19 protein-coding genes and 1 pseudogene are annotated in these 18211 nt (G+C 66.3%); 15 read left to right on the plus strand and 5 right to left on the minus strand.

Annotated features, from left to right (window positions below):
- Positions 1–39: 39 nt before the first annotated feature.
- A pseudogene (locus tag RS901_RS11480) lies at positions 40–220 on the minus strand (hypothetical protein); the annotation flags it as partial.
- A 325-nt stretch (positions 221–545) separates the two neighbouring features.
- Between RS901_RS11480 and urtA the strand changes: the two are divergent.
- The 12 genes from urtA (at position 546) to RS901_RS11540 (ending at position 11448) form a co-directional block, all read left to right on the plus strand.
- A complete protein-coding gene (urtA, locus tag RS901_RS11485) occupies positions 546–1799 on the plus strand; it encodes an urea ABC transporter substrate-binding protein (RefSeq protein WP_316148908.1) in 1254 nt (417 codons plus the stop codon).
- Between the two features lie 147 nt (positions 1800–1946).
- Entirely contained in the window at positions 1947–3569 is a 1623-nt protein-coding gene (gene urtB, locus RS901_RS11490; RefSeq protein ID WP_316153474.1) for an urea ABC transporter permease subunit UrtB, read from the plus strand.
- Positions 3569–4774, plus strand: coding sequence for an urea ABC transporter permease subunit UrtC (urtC, locus tag RS901_RS11495; RefSeq protein WP_316153475.1), 1206 nt, complete (start codon positions 3569–3571; stop codon positions 4772–4774). Before urtB ends, urtC begins: the two co-directional genes overlap by 1 nt.
- Positions 4771–5619 (plus strand): urea ABC transporter ATP-binding protein UrtD, encoded by an 849-nt coding sequence (gene urtD / locus RS901_RS11500; protein ID WP_010809104.1) that lies wholly within the window; start codon positions 4771–4773, stop codon positions 5617–5619. The genes urtC and urtD overlap by 4 nt, the downstream gene beginning before the upstream one ends.
- Positions 5620–5621: 2 nt before the next feature.
- Positions 5622–6314, plus strand: a complete 693-nt coding sequence (gene urtE, locus RS901_RS11505) for an urea ABC transporter ATP-binding subunit UrtE (RefSeq protein WP_013956039.1) — start codon at positions 5622–5624, stop codon at positions 6312–6314.
- A gap of 123 nt (positions 6315–6437) precedes the next feature.
- Positions 6438–7307, plus strand: coding sequence for an urease accessory protein UreD (locus RS901_RS11510; protein ID WP_316148909.1), 870 nt, complete (start codon positions 6438–6440; stop codon positions 7305–7307).
- Positions 7308–7351: 44 nt separating this feature from the next.
- Entirely contained in the window at positions 7352–7654 is a 303-nt protein-coding gene (locus RS901_RS11515; protein WP_013956041.1) for an urease subunit gamma, read from the plus strand.
- A 54-nt stretch (positions 7655–7708) separates the two neighbouring features.
- Positions 7709–8320 carry a HupE/UreJ family protein gene (locus RS901_RS11520; protein ID WP_316148910.1) on the plus strand — a complete coding sequence of 204 codons (612 nt, stop codon included), beginning with the start codon at positions 7709–7711 and terminating at the stop codon, positions 8318–8320.
- An 11-nt stretch (positions 8321–8331) separates the two neighbouring features.
- Entirely contained in the window at positions 8332–8637 is a 306-nt protein-coding gene (locus RS901_RS11525; protein ID WP_018313224.1) for an urease subunit beta, read from the plus strand.
- Positions 8634–10352, plus strand: coding sequence for an urease subunit alpha (gene ureC / locus RS901_RS11530; RefSeq protein WP_316148911.1), 1719 nt, complete (start codon positions 8634–8636; stop codon positions 10350–10352). The genes RS901_RS11525 and ureC overlap by 4 nt, the downstream gene beginning before the upstream one ends.
- Positions 10353–10381: 29 nt before the next feature.
- Positions 10382–10960, plus strand: coding sequence for an urease accessory protein UreE (ureE, locus tag RS901_RS11535; RefSeq protein ID WP_316148912.1), 579 nt, complete (start codon positions 10382–10384; stop codon positions 10958–10960).
- 137 nt (positions 10961–11097) lie between these two features.
- Complete coding sequence (locus tag RS901_RS11540) at positions 11098–11448, plus strand: endonuclease domain-containing protein (RefSeq protein WP_316153476.1); 351 nt, start codon at positions 11098–11100, stop codon at positions 11446–11448.
- Here RS901_RS11540 and tnpC read toward each other — a convergent pair.
- A complete protein-coding gene (tnpC, locus tag RS901_RS11545) occupies positions 11403–12857 on the minus strand; it encodes an IS66 family transposase (RefSeq protein WP_316148913.1) in 1455 nt (484 codons plus the stop codon). The two genes, RS901_RS11540 and tnpC, sit on opposite strands and share 46 nt — an antisense overlap.
- Before the next feature lie 152 nt (positions 12858–13009).
- Here tnpC and RS901_RS11550 point away from each other — a divergent pair, with 152 nt between their 5' ends.
- Positions 13010–13702 carry an urease accessory protein UreF gene (locus RS901_RS11550; protein ID WP_316148914.1) on the plus strand — a complete coding sequence of 231 codons (693 nt, stop codon included), beginning with the start codon at positions 13010–13012 and terminating at the stop codon, positions 13700–13702.
- A gap of 14 nt (positions 13703–13716) precedes the next feature.
- Complete coding sequence (gene ureG / locus RS901_RS11555; RefSeq protein WP_013956047.1) at positions 13717–14346, plus strand: urease accessory protein UreG; 630 nt, start codon at positions 13717–13719, stop codon at positions 14344–14346.
- On the opposite strand, the gene RS901_RS11560 is transcribed toward ureG, so the two are convergent.
- Positions 14343–14774, minus strand: coding sequence for a helix-turn-helix transcriptional regulator (locus RS901_RS11560; protein ID WP_316148915.1), 432 nt, complete (start codon positions 14772–14774; stop codon positions 14343–14345). The two genes, ureG and RS901_RS11560, sit on opposite strands and share 4 nt — an antisense overlap.
- 265 nt (positions 14775–15039) lie before the next feature.
- On the opposite strand from RS901_RS11560, the gene RS901_RS11565 reads away from it, so the two are divergent.
- The gene (locus RS901_RS11565; RefSeq protein WP_316148916.1) at positions 15040–15885 is read left to right on the plus strand and encodes a hypothetical protein; all 846 of its coding nucleotides are present in this window, start codon (positions 15040–15042) and stop codon (positions 15883–15885) included.
- Positions 15886–15935: 50 nt separating this feature from the next.
- Here the strand turns inward: RS901_RS11565 and RS901_RS11570 are convergent, their stop codons facing one another.
- Positions 15936–16628, minus strand: coding sequence for a glutathione binding-like protein (locus RS901_RS11570; protein ID WP_316148917.1), 693 nt, complete (start codon positions 16626–16628; stop codon positions 15936–15938).
- Between the two features lie 157 nt (positions 16629–16785).
- The gene (locus RS901_RS11575) at positions 16786–18048 is read right to left on the minus strand and encodes an acyl-CoA dehydrogenase family protein (protein ID WP_010809091.1); all 1263 of its coding nucleotides are present in this window, start codon (positions 18046–18048) and stop codon (positions 16786–16788) included.
- Positions 18049–18211 lie beyond the last annotated feature (163 nt).

Below are 18211 nucleotides of genomic sequence, written 5' to 3' on the forward strand. Positions count from 1 at the left end.
CGAGGGGCCCCGTTTTCATTGGTGCGTTGGACTATCGGGTCAGGGCCTGAACGTCTCCCCCCAGCACCACCCCTTCGCGACGCGGATCCGCGCCGCCCACCAACGCCGTCGAGCCCCCGACGGTAGTGCGGATGATCGCGGCCAGGCCGCTTGACTGCGCCACGGGGTTCACCGTGTGGCCCAGCTTGCGCAGGCCCTTGATCAGCGGGTCGTTGTTGCCCTGCATTCAATGTACGGATTTACAGACATCCGAATCGCCGTTAAGCGTTTGCTTACCAAAAGGATCGATTCTGGCGCACGCCCGCATCCCTGACGTCTGATAGCGGGCGCGATGCACCACCACTGCGCTGGTTGGAGTCAGCGCACTGTCTCGGTGCCCGGCAGGCATGCACGGCCATGGTGCTCATGCGGACCACTGGCCCGGTTTGCCCATGCAGGCCGCTTGTGGCCGGGCGGTGGCTGGTCCGACCCTATGGCACGCTAGTTGCAAAAGCATCACCCGGGGAGCGTAGTCCCTGACCAACACGACAAACGGGAGCTGCAAAATGCAACGACGTGACATGCTGAAGCTGTCGGCGGTAGCCGCGGCGATGATCGGTACCAGCCCGCTGGCGCTGGCGCAGTCCAAGGAGCCGATCAAGGTCGGCATCCTGCATTCGCTGTCCGGCACCATGGCCATTTCGGAGACGTCGCTGAAGGACGTGGCCCTGATGACCATCGACGAGATCAACAAGAGCGGCGGCGTGCTGGGACGCAAGCTGGAGCCGGTGGTGGTGGACCCGGCGTCGAACTGGCCGCTGTTTGCCGAAAAGGCGCGCCAACTGGTCACCAAGGACAAGGTGGCGGTGACCTTCGGCTGCTGGACCTCGGTGTCGCGCAAGTCGGTGCTCCCGGTCTATGAGGAACTGAACTCGCTGCTGTTCTATCCGGTGCAGTACGAAGGCGAAGAGATGTCCAAGAACGTCTTCTACACCGGCGCGGCGCCCAACCAGCAGGCGATCCCGGCGGTGGAATACCTGATGAGCAAGGAAGGCGGCGGCGCCAAGCGTTTCTTCCTGCTGGGCACGGACTACGTCTACCCGCGCACCACCAACAAGATCCTGCGCGCTTTCCTGAAGAGCAAGGGCGTGGCCGACAAGGACATCGAAGAGGTCTACACCCCGTTTGGCCACAGCGACTACCAGACCATCGTCGCCAATATCAAGAAGTTCTCGCAGGGCGGCAAGACCGCGGTGATCTCGACCATCAACGGCGACTCCAACGTGCCGTTCTACAAGGAGCTGGGCAACGCCGGGCTGAAGGCCAAGGACGTGCCGGTGGTGGCGTTCTCGGTGGGTGAGGAAGAGCTGCGCGGCATCGATACCAAGCCGCTGGTGGGCCACCTGGCCGCGTGGAACTACTTCATGTCGGTCAAGAACCCCGAGAACGACGCCTTCCGCAAGCAGTGGGCGGCATGGGTCAAGGCCAACAACCTGCCCGGCGGCGACAAGCGCGTGACCAACGACCCGATGGAAGCCACCTACGTGGGCATCCACATGTGGGCGCAGGCCGTGAAGAAGGCCGGCACCACCGATACCAACAAGGTGCGCGCCGCCATGTACGGCCAGACCTTCAAGGCACCGGACGGCTTCACGCTGACCATGGGCGAGAACCACCACCTGTACAAGCCGGTGATGATCGGCGAAGTCAAGGGCGATGGCCAGTTCTCGGTGGTATGGAAGACGCCGAAGGCGGTGCGTGCGCAGCCGTGGAGCCCGTTCATCGCGGGTAACGAAGGCAAGCCGGACAAGGTGATGTAAGCGGACGCCAGTCCGGCTCCGTGACGATGGCTTCCCTCTCCCGCAAGGCGGGGGAGGGGGGCGCATCGCCCCCTTTCGCACACCAGAACAACAAGGCGCTGAAGCGCCGCCACTGCGCCAGCCACTATGCCCAAACTACTTCCGACAATGGCCATGCCATGGCTGCGCGCCCTGCTGGCGGCGTTGCTGCTGGCGGCTGCGCCGTGGGCCGCGGCGCTGACGCAGGCCGACCTGAAGCCGCTGGCCGAAGACGATTTCGATGCCAAGACCGCCGCGCTGGCCGCACTGGCCAAGGCGCCCCCGGCGGAAGCCGGCCCGATCCTGAAGGCCCTGCAGGATGACGCGCTCCAATACGCAGCGTCGGTCGGCATGGTGCGCCAGGACGGCGACAAGACCGTCGATGCCATTACCGGCAAGCCGGTCGCGGTGAAAGCCGACGAACTGGAGTCCCTGACCCTGAACAACAGCCTGCGTGCGCTGGTCGACAGCGCCGCCAGCAGCCTGCTGCTGCAGTCACCCGACATCGCGGTGCGTGCGCAGGCGGTCGCCACGCTGCGCGCCCAGCCGGAAAGCGCCTCGCGCGCCGCGGTCGAAGCCGCGCGCAAGAACGAGGCCGATGCCGGCCTGCGCACCAGCCTGGACGTGATCTGGGCCAACCTGGTGCTGGCCGAGCCGGCTGACCCCGCAGCGCATGACGCGCGGCTTGAAGCCATCCGCATCCTCGGCAGCGACAGCAACCCGCAGAGCCGCCAAAAGCTGGCGCCGCTGGTGGAGCGCGACAGCGCCGGCAACTACCGCGAGCCCGATGCCGACGTGCGCCTGGCCGCGCAGCAGGCGCTGGACACGCTGCGCAGCGATCAGCGCCGCGCCGAGCTTATCGGCAACCTGTTCGCCGGGCTGAGCCTGGGCAGCGTGCTGTTGCTGGCCGCGCTGGGGCTGGCGATTACCTATGGACTGATCGGCGTCATCAACATGGCGCACGGTGAATTCCTGATGATCGGCGCCTATGCCACCTACGTGGTGCAGTCGCTGTTCCGCGCCTACGCGCCGGGTGCGTTCGACTGGTACCTTCCGGCGGCGCTGCCGGCCTCGTTCCTGGCCGCCGCGGTGGTGGGCTTCGTGCTGGAGCGGCTGGTGCTGCGCCACCTGTACGGCCGCCCGCTGGAAACGCTGCTGGCCACCTTCGGCGTGAGCCTGCTGCTGATGCAGGCAGTGCGCACGCTGTTCGGCGCGCAGAACGTGGAAGTGGCCAACCCGGCCTGGATGAGCGGCGGCATCGAGTGGATGCCGGGCCTGGTGATTCCCTACAACCGTATCGTCATCATCCTGTTCGCGCTGGCGGTAGTGGCGGTGGCGTGGGCGGTGCTGAACCGCACGCGGCTGGGGCTGTTCGTGCGCGCCACCACGCAGAACCGCACCATGGCGGCCTGCGTCGGGGTGCGCACCTGGAAGGTCGACAGCTACGCCTTTGCCTTTGGCGCCGGCATTGCCGGACTGGGCGGCTGCGCGCTGTCGCAGATCGGCAATGTCGGTCCCGACCTGGGCCAGGCCTACATCATCGATTCCTTCATGGTGGTGGTGCTGGGCGGGGTGGGGCAGCTGGCGGGCACCATCGTCGGCGCCTTCGGGCTGGGCATCATCAACAAGTTCATCGAGCCGTTCTATGGCGCGGTGCTGGCCAAGATCTTTGTCCTGGTGCTGATCGTGCTGTTTATCCAGAAGCGGCCGCAGGGACTTTTCGCGCTCAAGGGGCGCAGCGCGGAGGCATGATGCAGCGAGTCCAATCGAATTCTTCCGCCACCCCGTTCCGGCTTGCCGTGCCTGAGCGCCAGGCGCTGTTCTCGCGGCGCGGCTGGATGGCGCTGGCGGCGCTGGCGGTGATCGTCGGCATCGGCGTGCCAGTGTGCGCGCTGGTGTTGCCGGAGGGGCATCCGCTGCACCTGTCGGCCTATGCGCTGACGCTGGTCGGCAAGATCATGTGCTTTGCGCTGGCGGCGATCGCGCTGGACCTGGTGTGGGGCTACTGCGGCATCCTGAGCCTGGGCCACGGGCTGTTCTTCGCGCTGGGCGGCTACGCCATGGGCATGTACCTGATGCGGGCGATCGGGCGCGAGGGCGTGTACAAGAGCGACCTGCCGGACTTCATGGTGTTTCTCGACTGGAAGGAGCTGCCATGGTTCTGGCAGGGCACCGAGCACCTCGGCTATGCGCTGCTGCTGGTGGTGCTGGTACCCGGTGTGCTGGCGTGGCTGTTCGGCTTCTTTGCCTTCCGCTCGCGCATCAAGGGCGTGTACCTGTCGATCATCACGCAGGCGATGACGTATGCGGCGATGCTGCTGTTCTTCCGCAACGAGACCGGCTTCGGCGGCAACAACGGCTTTACGGACTTCAAGCGCATTGCCGGCTTTGCGATCGCGGCGCCGCAGACGCGCACGGCGCTGTTCGTGCTGACCTTCCTGGCGCTGCTGGCGGGCTTCATCGCCTGCCGCTATATCGTCACGTCCAAGCTCGGGCACGTGGTCACCGCGGTGCGCGATGCCGAGATGCGCGTGATGTTCTCCGGCTACAACCCGCTGGGCTACAAGCTGTTCGTGTGGACTTTTTCGGCGGTGCTGTGCGGCATAGCGGGCGCGCTGTATGTTCCTCAGGTGGGCATCATCAACCCCGGCGAGATGTCGCCCGGCAACTCGATCGAGATGGCGGTGTGGGTTGCCGTGGGCGGGCGCGGCACGCTGATCGGGCCGGTGATCGGCGCGTTCCTGGTCAATGGTGCCAAGACCCTGTTCACCGCCCACTTTGCCGAGTACTGGCTGTTCCTGCTGGGCGCGATGTTCGTGCTGGTGACCTTGTACCTGCCCGATGGCGTGACCGGGTTGTGGAACCGGCTGCGCGAGCGGCGCGCGGCCGCACCGCCAGCCGCTGCAGACCCTGTCTCCGCGCCTGCCGTGGCAGGCCGCACGGGAGGTGAAGCATGAATGCCGCACTCCAGCACGGCCAGGCCGAAAGCGGCGATGCCACCGGCCTGGGCCGCATCGTCGAGCCCGGCACCATCGATGTCTCGCACGGGCCGATCCTGTACCTGGAAGACCTGACGGTGCAGTTCGACGGCTTCCGCGCGCTGAACAAGCTGACGCTGTCGATCGACCATGGCGAGCTGCGCTGCGTGATCGGCCCCAACGGCGCCGGCAAGACCACGATGATGGATGTAATCACCGGCAAGACCGGCCCGCGCAATGCCAATGTCAGCGGGCGCGTGTTCCTGGGCCAGACCATCGACCTGATGCGGATGACCGAGCCGCGCATCGCGCAGGTGGGCATCGGCCGCAAGTTCCAGAAGCCGACGGTGTTCGAGCAGCACGCGGTGTGGGAGAACCTGGAACTGGCGATGAAGGCCGACAAGCGCTGGTGGTCGTCGCTGCGCGCGCGGCTGACGGCAGAGGGGCATCGCCGCATCGAGGAAACGCTGGCGCTGACCGGACTGGAGGCCGAGGCCTACCGGCCCGCCGGGCTGCTGTCGCACGGGCAGAAGCAGCGCCTGGAGATCGGCATGCTGCTGATGCAGCAGCCGCAGCTGCTGTTGCTGGACGAGCCGGTGGCCGGCATGACCGATGAAGAGACCATGCAGCTGGCGGCGCTGCTCAACGGCCTGCGCGGCAGCTGCTCGATGATGGTGGTCGAGCACGACATGGAATTCGTCGCCGCGCTCGCGGGCGATGCCGGCCAGGTCACGGTGCTGGCCGAGGGCAGCGTGCTGGCCGAAGGCACGCTCGACAGCGTCAAGCGCGACGAGCGCGTGATCGAATCCTACCTGGGAAGATAAGCATGCTGCAGGTCAATGCACTGAACCAGTTCTACGGCGGCAGCCACATCCTGCGCAATGTCAGCTTCGACGTGCCCGCCGGCAAGCTGACCACGCTGCTGGGCCGCAACGGCGTGGGCAAGAGCACGCTGCTCAAGTGCCTGATGGGCGTGGTGCCCACGCGCAGCGGCAGCATCCAATGGGAAGGGCAGGCGCTGGAGAAGAAAGCGCCGTATGAACGCGTGTCTGCCGGGCTGGCCTATGTGCCGCAGGGCCGGGAGATCTTCCCGCGGCTGACGGTGGAAGAAAACCTGCTGATCGGCGCCGCCAGCCGGGCGCGGCCGTCCGGCGTACCGGACCGGATCTACCAGTTGTTCCCGGTGCTGCGCACCATGCGGCTGCGCCGCGGCGGCGACCTGTCCGGCGGCCAGCAGCAGCAACTGGCGATCGGGCGCGCGCTGATGAGCGAGCCGGGCCTGCTGATCCTGGACGAGCCCACCGAGGGCATCCAGCCTTCCATCATCCAGGACATCGGCCGGGCGCTGCGGCTGCTGGTCGACGAGTTCGGCATGACGGTGCTGCTGGTCGAGCAGTACTACGAGTTCGCGCGGCATATTGCCGACCACTATGTCGTGATGAGCCGCGGCGAAGTGGTGGCGCGGGGTGCCGGCGCCAGCATGGAGCAGGACGGCGTGCGGGAGCTGATCGCCGTGTAGGGCGGATGCGCGGCAGCGCCGGGATTTGTGGGCCATACGCTGCTTCCGCCAAGGCGGGCGGCGCGCTATGATTGCTTGCAACTCCCGCCATAGCGCGCGTCCCCACCGCCGGCTGTCCTTGCCATGCGCCATCCCGATTTTCCTTCCGCCCTCGCCGTGCCCGCCGCATGGCAGGCTACCCTGCGGCTGCGCTTTGCGCAGCGCGGCGAACGCACTGCGCTGACCGAGCGGCGCCACCAGGGGCCGCTGCTGGTGCAGAAGCCGCTGTACCCGGAAGGAGGCATCTGCCATGCGGTGATCCTGCATCCGCCAGCGGGCGTCGCAGGCGGCGACAGCCTGGACATCGACGTGACGCTCGAGGCTGGCGCGCACGCCGTGCTGGCCACGCCGGGCGCCACCAAGTGGTACAAGTCGCTCGGCCGCGAGGCGGCGCAGCATGTGCGCCTGACGGTGGGCGCAGGCGCGCGGCTGGACTGGCTGCCGCAGGAGAACATCGTCTTCGACGACGCCCGTGCGCGGATTTCGACCGCGCTCGACGTCGCGCCCGGCGGCAGCGCAATCGGCTGGGATGCGGTGGTGCTGGGCCGGCAGGCATCTGGCGAGCAGTGGGGCAGCGGCGCGCTGTGGCTGGATACCCGCATCGGTGCCGGCGAACGCGCGCTGTGGATCGAACAATCGCATCTTGAGGCCGCGTCGCCGCTGCGCACCGCGGTGGCCGGGCTCGACGGACTCAATGTGCTGGGCACGCTGTGGGCGGTAGGCGAGGGCGCGACGCAGGAACTGGCCGAAGCGCTGGCCGAACAGCTGCCCTATGGGCCGGAGCTGCGCGCCGGCGTGACCTGCCTGGCCGCCAACGGCCAGTCGATGCTGCTGCTGCGCGTGCTGGGCCGGCAGATGGAAGCCGTGCGCCACGTCATGGTCGACAGCTGGCAGGCGCTGCGCATGCCGATCCACGGTGTCGCGGCGCGGCCGCTGCGGCTGTGGGCCACGTAGGCGGCCTACAGAGACAACCGAACCCAAGAAACCAGGAACAAGAGATGGAACTGACGCCGCGAGAGAAAGACAAGCTGCTGATCTTCACCGCCGCGCTGCTGGCCGAGCGGCGCAAGGCACGCGGGCTGAAGCTGAACTACCCGGAAGCGGTGGCGCTGATCACCGCCGCCATCATGGAAGGCGCGCGCGATGGCCGCACCGTGGCCGAGCTGATGCATGAGGGCACCACCGTGCTGAGCCGCGAGGACGTGATGGACGGCGTGGCCGAGATGATCCCCGAGATCCAGGTGGAGGCCACCTTTCCGGACGGCACCAAGCTGGTGACCGTCCACCATCCCATTGTCTGAACATGACCTATCCCCGATTTTGACCACGATAACAAGACCAACCCGAGAGCCGACATGAACCGTACCGCCTGCCTGCGTCTTGCCCTGGGCACTTCCCTGACCGTTGTCGCCGGCGCCGCCCTGGCACATCCCGGCCACGATGCCGCTACCGTCAGCGCCAGCCTGTGGGCCGGCCTGGCGCACCCTTTCACCGGTGCTGACCATTTGCTGGCGATGGCGGCGGTAGGCGTGTGGAGCGCCTTGATTGCCCGCTCGGCCGCCGATACGCTGCGCCTGCCGCTGGCCTTCGTGGCGCTGATGCTGGTGGGGGCTGCAATCGGCCTGTCCGGTGTGGCGCTGCCCGCAGTCGAACCGATGATCGCGGCCTCATTGCTGGTGATCGGGCTGCTGCTGGCGCTGCGCGCGAAGCTGCCGGCGTGGGCCGGTACGCTGCTGGTCGGCGGCTTTGCCATCTTCCACGGATATGCCCACGGGACCGAACTGCCCACCACCGCGGGCGCGCTGCCTGCGGTACTCGCATACGTAGGCGGATTTGCCGCCGCCACCATGGCGCTGCACCTGCTGGGCATTGGCGCCGGCACGCTGCTGCGCCGCCATGCCGGCTGGCTGGCCCGCGCGGCCGGTGCCGGCGTGGCGCTGTACGGCGCCAGCCTGCTGGTGGCCTGAGGAGAATGGCCATGATCCCCGGTGAACTGATGCCGGCCGACGGCGAGATTGAACTGAATGCCGGCCGCGCCACGGTCAGCGTGACGGTGGCCAATACTGGCGACCGGCCGATCCAGGTCGGCTCGCACTTCCATTTCTACGAGACCAACACCGCGCTCGCGTTCGACCGCGAAGCCGCGCGCGGCTTCCGGCTGAATATTGCCGCCGGCACCGCGGTGCGCTTCGAGCCCGGCCAGACGCGCACCGTTGAACTGGTGGCGCTGGACGGCGACCGCATCGTCTACGGCTTCAACGGCAAGATCATGGGAGCGCTGTGATGGCAAAGATCTCCAGGCAAGCCTATGCCGAGATGTTCGGCCCGACCACCGGCGACCGCCTGCGGCTGGCCGATACCGGGCTCATCATCGAAGTCGAGAAAGACTTCACCATCTATGGCGAGGAAGTGAAGTTCGGCGGCGGCAAGGTGATCCGCGACGGCATGGGGCAGAGCCAGCGCATGGCCAGGGATTGCGTCGACACCGTCATCACCAATGCGCTGATCGTTGACCACTGGGGCATCGTCAAGGCCGATATCGGCCTGAAGGGCGGGCGCATCGCGGCGATCGGCAAGGCCGGCAACCCGGATATCCAGCCGGGCGTGACCATCGTGGTCGGGCCGGGCACCGAAGTGATCGCGGGCGAGGGCATGATCGTCACCGCCGGCGGCATCGACAGCCATATCCACTTTATCTGCCCGCAGCAGATCGAAGAGGCGCTGATGAGCGGCGTCACCACCATGATCGGCGGCGGCACCGGGCCGGCCACTGGCACCTTCGCCACCACCGTGACGCCGGGGCCGTGGTACATGGAACGCATGCTGCAGGCGGCCGATGCCTACCCGATGAATATCGGCCTGCTGGGCAAGGGCAACGCCAGCCAGCAGGGGCCGCTCCTGGAGCAGGTGGACGCGGGCGCCATCGGCCTGAAGCTGCACGAGGACTGGGGCACCACGCCGGCGGCAATCGACACCTGCCTGTCGGTGGCGGACGCGACCGACACCCAGGTGGCGATCCACACCGACACGCTCAACGAAGCCGGCTTTGTCGAGGCGACCATCGCCGCGTTCAAGGGCCGAACCATCCATACGTACCACACCGAAGGCGCGGGCGGCGGCCATGCGCCCGACATCATCAAGGTGTGCGGCGAGGCCAACGTGCTGCCGTCGTCGACCAACCCGACGCGCCCGTACACAGTCAATACGCTGGACGAGCACCTCGACATGCTGATGGTGTGCCACCACCTGGACCCGTCGATTGCCGAGGACATCGCCTTTGCTGAAAGCCGCATCCGCCGCGAGACCATCGCCGCCGAAGACATCTTGCACGACCTGGGCGCGTTCTCGATGATCTCCAGCGACTCGCAGGCCATGGGGCGCGTCGGCGAGGTCATCATCCGCACCTGGCAGACCGCGCACAAGATGGCGCTGCAGCGCGGCAAGCTGCCGGGCGACCCCAACGATGCGCGCGGCGGGCACGACAACTTCCGCGTCAGGCGCTATATCGCCAAGTACACCATCAACCCGGCGCTGACGCACGGCATTGCCCATGAAGTGGGCTCGGTCGAAGTAGGCAAGTGGGCCGACCTGGTGTTGTGGCGTCCGGCGTTCTTCGGCGTCAAGCCCAGCCTGATCCTGAAGGGCGGCATGATTGCCGCGGCCGCGATGGGCGATCCCAATGCGTCGATCCCGACGCCGCAGCCGGTGCACTACCGGCCGATGTTCGCCTCGGCCGGCGGGGCGCTGCACCGTTCGTCGCTGACCTTTGTGTCGCAGGCGGCGCTGGCGGCCGGCATCGGCGAGCGCTACGGGCTGGCCAAGACGCTGTCGGCGGTGCGCGGCACGCGCACGGTAAGCAAGCGCGACATGGTGCACAATGACTGGCAGCCGCATGTCACGGTCGATCCGGAGACCTACCAGGTCGTTGCCGACGGCCAGTTGCTGACCTGCGAGCCCGCCACCGAGCTGCCCATGGCGCAGCGCTATTTCCTGTTCTGACTGGCCGGGGCCCGCGCCCCGCATCGCCCATGCTGAAGATCGACAAACTCCTGAGCGCCCCGCACGGCATCGCGCCCGTGCTGGTGCGCCGCGCGCCCAAGCTGGTCCTGCCCTTCGCCGAACGCAGCAAGAGTCGCCTGCGCGCGGTGCTCGACAACGGTGACGAAGCCGCGCTGTTCCTGCCGCGCGGCACCGTGCTGCGCGGCGGCGACTTGCTGGTGGCCGAAGACGGCAGCTTCGTGCAAGTGCAGGCCGCTACCGAGGCGGTGCTGGAAGTGCGCGCGGAAGACCCGCATGCGCTGATGCGTGCGGCCTATCACCTCGGCAACCGCCATACGCCGGTGGAGATCGGTTGCGACTACCTGCGGCTGGAATACGACCCGGTGCTGGCCGACATGCTGCAGCGTCTGGGCGTGCGCGCCGAGCGTGCCGAGCTGCCGTTCGAGCCGGAGGCGGGGGCATATGGCGGCGGGCACAAGCATGGGCACGATGCGACGTTTGCGGAGGACTATGCGGCCGCGCAGGCGGTGTTTCATGAGCATCATGGGCACTCGCATGCGCACGACCACGATCACATGCATGACGAGCAGTGTGGGCATAAGCACTGAATTTTGCGCTGCAAAGGGATGGGTGCCGGACCATGCCAACCGATGAAGAACTGAACTCGCCGATACTCCCCTCTCCCGCTTGCGGGAGAGGGGCAGGGGGAGAGGGCAGGCGCCTGCCAGCGCCAACGTTCGTCCGTATGCTGCGGTCCAATCAGACGGAAGCTGAATGGCGCCTTTGGTATCACTTCCGAGCTCACCGATTTCTAGGTCTGAAGTTCAAGCGCCAATTTCAGCTCGGTCCCTACGTTGTGGATTTCGTTTGCATGGAGCTAAAGCTAATGATTGAAGCGGATGGTGGCCAGCATAACGGTCCATTAGACGCCAAACGTGACGCTCGGCTTGGACGAGAGGGATTTCGTGTACTCCGGTTCTGGAATCACGAGGTATTGCATCAAACTGAGTCGGTGCTGGAGCGGGTTCGTCAGGTTGTGATGGATCGTAACTATTCAGCGGGCATGGGCGAAAGCACGTTGCCGGTGAACGCGTGAGCCAAGGCTTCAAAGAGAGGTCGGGACTGCTTGCGCAGGGTGGCGAGGTAGGAGCGGATGGTGCAGAACGCGTCGAGACCGTTTTGGCTGCGGAAGCAGCCAGAGACTTTCTGCTTGAGCTTGGGCATGCGGATGTCGCGCTCGGCCAGATTATTCGTAAATGGCACCCGATGATCGGCAATAAAGCGCCAGACCTGGTCGGCATGACGTTCCAGACGCGCCAGCAGATTGAACGCAGGGCTTTGCTTGATCTTGCCTCGCTGCTTTGCCTGCGAGGGGGCACGCTGCTGCTGCGGATTGAGTCTACGGCCTTCGGCAATCAACTTGCTCGAACGCTGCCGGTAGTAACTTTGACGCTGTTTGGGCAGGCTCTGCGCACCCTGGTCGATACTGCGGCCGACCTCGCCGCACGCTTGGCGCAGCAGCTCAATCAGCTTTGCGGCCCAGGGCTGCTGTGTGGTTTCCGAGATGAAAATCAGCTCGCGCAGGTGATGGGCGTTGCACAACGCGTGCTCGCATTCATAGTGCGCATAGGGGGCCCAGCCGTCATGCACGGCAACGCCCGTGAACGCCGGGAGAATGCCGTGACTGTCCATGGCCTCTTTGCCCCGCTTCTGATGCGCGCCCAGCCAGCTGAGCATCGCCGTCGATACGCTATGCAGCCAGTGAAGCTTGCCTGCCACGTGCACCCCCGATTCGTCGAAGTGTGCCACGGTCGCCTCCTGCAACGCCTGCCTGATCTGTGCAACGGCAGGCTTGAGCGCAAAGGCGGCTTCGTTGATGCAGTTCTGGACTGTACCTGTGCTCAGCCGCACACCGAACAGATCGGCCAGCGCCTGGGTCGTACGGTCCACCGGCAGCTGCTGATATTGCGTCAGGTACACGACTGCCGCCTTGATCTGCGATCCGTACTGCGCCGCCTGACTCACGCCTGCGGGGAACGCTGCGCGATGCACCTTCCCGCATCCGCACTGTGCCCGCTCGACGCGATGCTCGGTCACTTCAAAGCGGATTGGCGGCAGGTCAATGACCTGCCGCGATTCGGCCAATACCGACACGTCCTCGCGGGCAATCGGCTGACCACAAGCGTCGCACAACGGCGCAACCGAATGGATTTCAACGTGATCAGGCTGCTCAACGCGCTTGAGCGTGTTGCCCTTGTGGCCGGGCTGACCACCGGCCTTTGCTTTGCCACGCTCGCGCAGAGACTTCGGCTTGCGGCGCAAGCCATCCGACGATGGCGGCTTGCTCGAGTTGTGACTGTCCTTCCCGAGCCTTGCCTCCAACTCATCCACCCGCTTCAGAAGCGTATTGACCATTGCGACCAGTTCGATGATGAACGCATCTTTCTGCTCGTGCGTCATCGACTTCAAATCGGGAACCGGCAACTCGGGGGTCTTATTCGACATCCCGACACTATGCCGGGTTCAGCCAATGTTTACAACACCCGCTGAATAGTTACGATGGATCTTGGGTACTTGGAAGCGCCGGCCCTCTCCCCCAACCCCTCTCCCGCAAGCGGGAGAGGGGAGCAAACCACCGCTCGATCGGATGGGCTGCCATGACGCAAATCAATCAGCTCATCTCACTGCTGCACCTCGCATCGCCATCCCTGCCGATCGGCGGCTTCAGCTATTCGCAAGGCCTGGAAGCTGCGATCGATTGTGGCAGCGTGCACGATGCGCCCAGCGCCGAACGATGGATCCGCGACAACCTGCTGCATGTGCAGGCGCAATGCGAAGCGCCGCTGTGGCTGCTGCTGCATCGCCACTGGCTGGCAGGCGACGCTGGGCAAGTACGGACGTGGAACGACTGGTTCCACGCCACGCGCGAAACTTCCGAATTGCGGCTTGAGACAGAGCAAATGGGCTGGTCGCTGTCCAGGCTGATTGCGCAGATGGAGTGGGGCACGCCCGTGCTGCGCGAGACGCTGGCGTCGCTGTCGCCGGTCTGCCTGCCGACGGCGTTCACTGCGGCATGCGTGGCGCTTCAGGTCGAGGCGCGCGATGGCCTCGCCGCCTATTGCTTCAACTGGGCCGAGAACCAGGTCGCCGCGGCGATCAAGGCGGTGCCGCTGGGCCAGGTGGCGGGGCAGCACATGCTGCGGCGCCTGCACGGCGCGGTGCTCGACACGGTCGATGAAGCCGCGCGCCGCGCTGAAGCCACGCCGCCGCAACTCTCCACCTTTTCCCCGATGCTGGGCCTGCTTTCCGCGCGCCACGAAACGCAGTACTCCCGGCTGTTCCGATCCTGAATCCATACCGCACCATGACCCAGGCCCGTACCAAGAAGAACCCTCCGCTGCGCGTCGGCGTCGGCGGCCCGGTTGGCTCCGGCAAGACCACGCTGCTGGAAATGCTGTGCAAGGCGATGCGCGACCGCTACGACCTGGTCGCCATCACCAACGACATCTACACCAAGGAAGACCAGCGCCTCTTGACGATCTCTGGCGCGCTGCCGGCGGAACGCATCATGGGCGTGGAAACGGGCGGCTGTCCGCACACCGCGATCCGCGAAGACGCCTCGATCAACCTGGAGGCGGTGGACCGCATGCTGGCGCGCTTCCCGGATGCGGACGTGGTCTTCATCGAGTCCGGCGGCGACAACCTCGCCGCCACCTTCAGCCCAGAACTTTCTGATTTGACGATCTACGTTATCGACGTAGCCGGCGGTGAGAAGATTCCGAGAAAGGGTGGGCCGGGCATCACCAAGTCCGACTTGCTGGTGATCAACAAGACGGACCTGGCGCCATACGTCGGGGCATCGCTGGAAGTGATGGAGAGCGATGCGCGCAAGATGCGCGGCGCCCGGCCGTTCGTGATGGGCAGCGTCAAGTCCGGGCAGGGCCTGGACGAGGTGATCCGCTTTATCGAACGGCAGGGCATGCTGGGCGTCTAGTCTCCGTTGTCGCCCTTGGCGGTGTTAGGGGCGTGAGTCAGCGACGGGCGGAAGCTGCCCTTGCCCGCCAGCGCCCGTGCCACCGCGGCCACCAGGTTCAGCTCGGGCTCGGTCAGCTCCGCCATATGGCGTACGGTGGCCTCGATCGCCGCGCGCTGGCGGTTGCCGAAGGGCGCACGGGATTGCTCCACCTGCAGCTGGCTGGCGTCATGGCGGCTGAAGTCGAGCATCTCCGGGGTCGGCACGGCGAGCGTCTCGGCCAGCCTGCAGATGTTGGCGAGCGCCAGGTTGCGCTTGCCGCTTTCGATGCCGCTCAGGTATGAGCGCGACAGTCCGCTTTCAAGCGACAGGGTCTCCTGGGACCAGCCCCGCTGCTTGCGTAGCCAGGCAAGATGCAATCCGAATAGTCTGAGATTTCGAGAAGTCATGGGGTCATGAAAGGTTCGGAGTGGTCTGAGGCTAAGGGTTTGACCTTGAGGCCACGACAACTTATCCTCCTCCTCACTATCGGTGTCCGATCCGCAAATTGAGGGGTGCGCCAGGCAAAATGGCGCGACACGATGGCATCAACCGGACGGCCTGCATGGCCGAGCCAAACGGGCCACTGCGCAATGCCGCGCGCATCGCTGTCATGCGTGCGCCGCGCTGCGCGGACAGCCGCCTTGCGGCCTGTCGCCCTGCAGGGGGATTGCCATGCAGATCTTCACGCTGTTCGAGGCGCGGATGCGCGCCCTCCATGCCGACCGCCACGTGCCGTCGGACTTCATTCCCGGGTTCCAGTCACGCTTGCTTGCCGCTGCTGCCGGCCTCGGCAGCACCTGCGACTACGTCTTTCTCTGCGCCGGCGAGACCCAGGCTGAATTTGCCGCGGAACGCCATGAATGGTGGGGCTGCCTGCGCGGGGGCCTGCGGCTGTGGTCGCCCGGGCGCGGCTGCCTGCTGATGGGCGGCGGCGAGCTGTTTGCACCGGCGCCAGGCGTGCCGATGCAGGTGCAGGCGATGGTCGACACCATCCTGGTGCGCACCGTGCCGCGAGGGCCGGCCGATGCCTCGCGGCCGGTGGTGCTGCCTGCAGGCGGATGGCGTTGCGCGCTGGGTGGCATTGCCGCGGTCGAGGCCAATGGCGCAGACGGGATGGCGGGCATGCACGTATTGCCGGCCGAGGTGGTGCGGGCAGAGGGCCCGCAGCCGGAGCAGGGCATGCGGCCGGAGTTTATCCAGCTCGACCAGTCCGGCGAAGACTGGGCGCAGCGGCTGCAGGCGCGCGGGCTGCGCTGGGCGCTGTGCTATCGCGGCGCCATCGGCCTGCACTGGCATGGCGCGCTGGTGCGGGCCGGCGGGGACATGGCCTTCCTGCAGCCAGGCACGCTCTACGCGCCGGACCCGCACGAATCATGCCGGCTCGATGTGCTGTTGCCGGGCACCGGCCTGCTGTGCTGCTTCGGGCCGGGCGATGACGCGGACCTTGGCGTTGCGGCCCGCGGCGGCCGGCGCGCGGACGGGTATGCCGTTGCGTGCCACGCGCTGGCGCCGTCCTGATGCCAGCCGGGGCAGCCGGGGCCAGGGTCCCGGCTGCTGCAGTCCCAGGCTCAGTGCCGCTTGTATTGCGTGGCGCCGAACAGGACCTCGCGTGCCTTGTCGTCCTGCAGCGCCTTGCGCGCGCTGGCCAGCACCTCCACGCCGCGCTTGACCGCGGGGCGCTCGGCGATCTCGTTGAACCAGCGCTTCAGGTTCGGGTAGTCGTCCAGGTCCACGCCCTGGTTCTGCCAGCTGCGCAGCCACGGGAAGGTGGCAATGTCGGCGATGGTGTACTGCTCGCCGGCCAGGTAGGCGTGCTTGGACAACTGCGTGTCGATCACGCCATACAGGCGCTTGGCCTCGTTGGTGTAGCGGTTGACCGCGTACTCGATCTTCTCGGGCGCGTACATGCGGAAGTGGTGCGCCTGGCCCAGCATCGGGCCCACGCCGCCCATCTGGAACATCAGCCACTGCAGCGTCTCGTACTTGCCGCGCACGTCCTCGGGCAGGAACTTGCCGGTCTTGCCGGCCAGGTAGAGCAGGATGGCGCCCGATTCGAACAGCGAGATCGGCTTGCCGTCCGGGCCGTCGGGGTCGACGATGGCGGGGATCTTGTTGTTGGGGCTGATCTTCAGGAAGTCCTCGCCGAACTGGTCGCCGGCGCCGATGTTGATCGGATGGACCTTGTACTCCAGGCCGCATTCTTCCAGCATGATGTGGACTTTGTGGCCGTTGGGCGTGGCCCAGGTGTAGACGTCGATCATCGCAAAAGATCTCCTGGCTGCGATCGTTGGGGATGGCCACATCAACCACTGACGTGGCGAACCGGGCGATTTAAGCACAGAAGAAAAAAACGCGCAGACTGGCTGCGCGTTTTCCATACTGCCGGCAGGGCCGAAGCCCCGCGGCGTTGCCAGGCGGTCAGAACCCGCGTGCCACCGGCATCCTGATGTCGTCCGGGTTCAGGTTCATGTGCTTGGCCAGCTCCAGCTTGGCGATGGCGTTGCGGTGCACCTCGTCCGGACCATCGGCCAGGCGCAGCGTGCGCTGGTGCGCCCACCAGTTGGCCAGCGGGAAGTCGCTGGAGACGCCGGCGGCGCCATGGACCTGGATGGCCCAGTCGATCACCTTCAGCGCCACGTTCGGGGCGATCACCTTGATCATGGCGATCTCGGCCTTGGCCACCTTGTTGCCCACCGTGTCCATCATGTACGCGGCCTTGAGCGTCAACAGGCGCGCCATCTCGATCTCGCAGCGGGCTTCGGCGATGCGTTCCTGCGTCACGCCCTGGCTGGACACCGGCTTGCCGAAGGCCACGCGCGACAGCGCGCGCTTGCACATCAGTTCCAGCGCGCGCTCGGCCACGCCGATGCTGCGCATGCAGTGGTGGATGCGGCCCGGGCCTAGGCGGCCCTGCGCGATCTCGAAGCCGCGGCCTTCGCCCAGCAGGATGTTCGAAGCCGGCACGCGCACGTTCTTCAGCTCGATCTCCATATGGCCGTGCGGCGCGTCGTCGTAGCCGAACACCGGCAGGAAGCGCTTGATGGTGATGCCCGGGGTATCGGCTGGCACCACGATCATCGACTGCTGCTCATGGCGGCCGGCGTCGGGATTGGTCTTGCCCATCACGATGTAGACCTTGCAGCGGGGGTCGCCCGCGCCCGACGACCACCACTTGGTGCCGTTGATCACGTAGTGGTCACCGTCGCGCTCGATGCGGCATTCGATATTGGTCGCGTCCGACGAGGCCACGGCCGGCTCGGTCATCAGGAAGGCCGAGCGGATCTCGCCGGCCAGCAGCGGCTCGAGCCACTTGTCCTTCAGCTCCTCGGAGGCATAGCGCTCCAGCGTCTCCATGTTGCCGGTGTCGGGAGCCGCGCAGTTGAAGACCTCGGCCGACCAGGGCACCCGGCCCATGATCTCGCACAGCGTGGCGTATTCCAGGTTCGACAGGCCCTGAGGGGCGCGCGGCGAGCGCGGCAGGAACAGGTTCCACAGGCCGGCCGCGCGTGCCAGCGGCTTCAGTTCCTCGATCACCTTGGTCGGCACCCAGGCGTTGCCGGCGCGGCGGTTGGCGTCGATCTCTGCGGCGAAGCGCTTTTCGTTCGGGTAGATGTGCTGGTCGAAGAAGGCCAGCAGCTTGGCCTGCATTTCCTTGACCTTCGGGCTGTATTCGAAATCCATGTGGTCTCCTCGCTACGGAATCAGTGGACGCCGGGGTGGGCGGCGGCGCCTCGTTGGCCTCGGCAGGCCTCGGCATCAGTGCGGCATGGGCCGATGGAATGCACTCTATCTGAAAGCTGGTAATAAGAAAAATGAATTTTCTGGATTTGCCAGTATCAATTCC

The sequence above is a fragment of the Cupriavidus sp. BIC8F genome (assembly GCF_032465815.1).
Taxonomy (GTDB): Bacteria; Pseudomonadota; Gammaproteobacteria; order Burkholderiales; family Burkholderiaceae; genus Cupriavidus; species Cupriavidus necator.

Bases quoted from the DNA above. Each gene is read 5' to 3' on its own strand.
- RS901_RS11515 (WP_013956041.1), top strand. From the start codon at position 7,352: ATGGAACTGACGCCGCGAGAGAAAGACAAGCTGCTGATCTTCACCGCC.
- RS901_RS11510 (WP_316148909.1), top strand. From the start codon at position 6,438: ATGCGCCATCCCGATTTTCCTTCCGCCCTCGCCGTGCCCGCCGCATGG.
- RS901_RS11570 (WP_316148917.1), bottom strand. From the start codon at position 16,628: ATGATCGACGTCTACACCTGGGCCACGCCCAACGGCCACAAAGTCCAC.
- RS901_RS11575 (WP_010809091.1), bottom strand. From the start codon at position 18,048: ATGGATTTCGAATACAGCCCGAAGGTCAAGGAAATGCAGGCCAAGCTG.
- ureE (WP_316148912.1), top strand. From the start codon at position 10,382: ATGCTGAAGATCGACAAACTCCTGAGCGCCCCGCACGGCATCGCGCCC.
- tnpC (WP_316148913.1), bottom strand. From the start codon at position 12,857: ATGTCGAATAAGACCCCCGAGTTGCCGGTTCCCGATTTGAAGTCGATG.
- urtA (WP_316148908.1), top strand. From the start codon at position 546: ATGCAACGACGTGACATGCTGAAGCTGTCGGCGGTAGCCGCGGCGATG.
- RS901_RS11560 (WP_316148915.1), bottom strand. From the start codon at position 14,774: ATGACTTCTCGAAATCTCAGACTATTCGGATTGCATCTTGCCTGGCTA.
- urtE (WP_013956039.1), top strand. From the start codon at position 5,622: ATGCTGCAGGTCAATGCACTGAACCAGTTCTACGGCGGCAGCCACATC.
- RS901_RS11525 (WP_018313224.1), top strand. From the start codon at position 8,332: ATGATCCCCGGTGAACTGATGCCGGCCGACGGCGAGATTGAACTGAAT.
- urtB (WP_316153474.1), top strand. From the start codon at position 1,947: ATGGCCATGCCATGGCTGCGCGCCCTGCTGGCGGCGTTGCTGCTGGCG.
- ureG (WP_013956047.1), top strand. From the start codon at position 13,717: ATGACCCAGGCCCGTACCAAGAAGAACCCTCCGCTGCGCGTCGGCGTC.
- urtC (WP_316153475.1), top strand. From the start codon at position 3,569: ATGCAGCGAGTCCAATCGAATTCTTCCGCCACCCCGTTCCGGCTTGCC.
- RS901_RS11565 (WP_316148916.1), top strand. From the start codon at position 15,040: ATGCAGATCTTCACGCTGTTCGAGGCGCGGATGCGCGCCCTCCATGCC.
- RS901_RS11550 (WP_316148914.1), top strand. From the start codon at position 13,010: ATGACGCAAATCAATCAGCTCATCTCACTGCTGCACCTCGCATCGCCA.
- RS901_RS11540 (WP_316153476.1), top strand. From the start codon at position 11,098: ATGCTGCGGTCCAATCAGACGGAAGCTGAATGGCGCCTTTGGTATCAC.
- urtD (WP_010809104.1), top strand. From the start codon at position 4,771: ATGAATGCCGCACTCCAGCACGGCCAGGCCGAAAGCGGCGATGCCACC.
- RS901_RS11520 (WP_316148910.1), top strand. From the start codon at position 7,709: ATGAACCGTACCGCCTGCCTGCGTCTTGCCCTGGGCACTTCCCTGACC.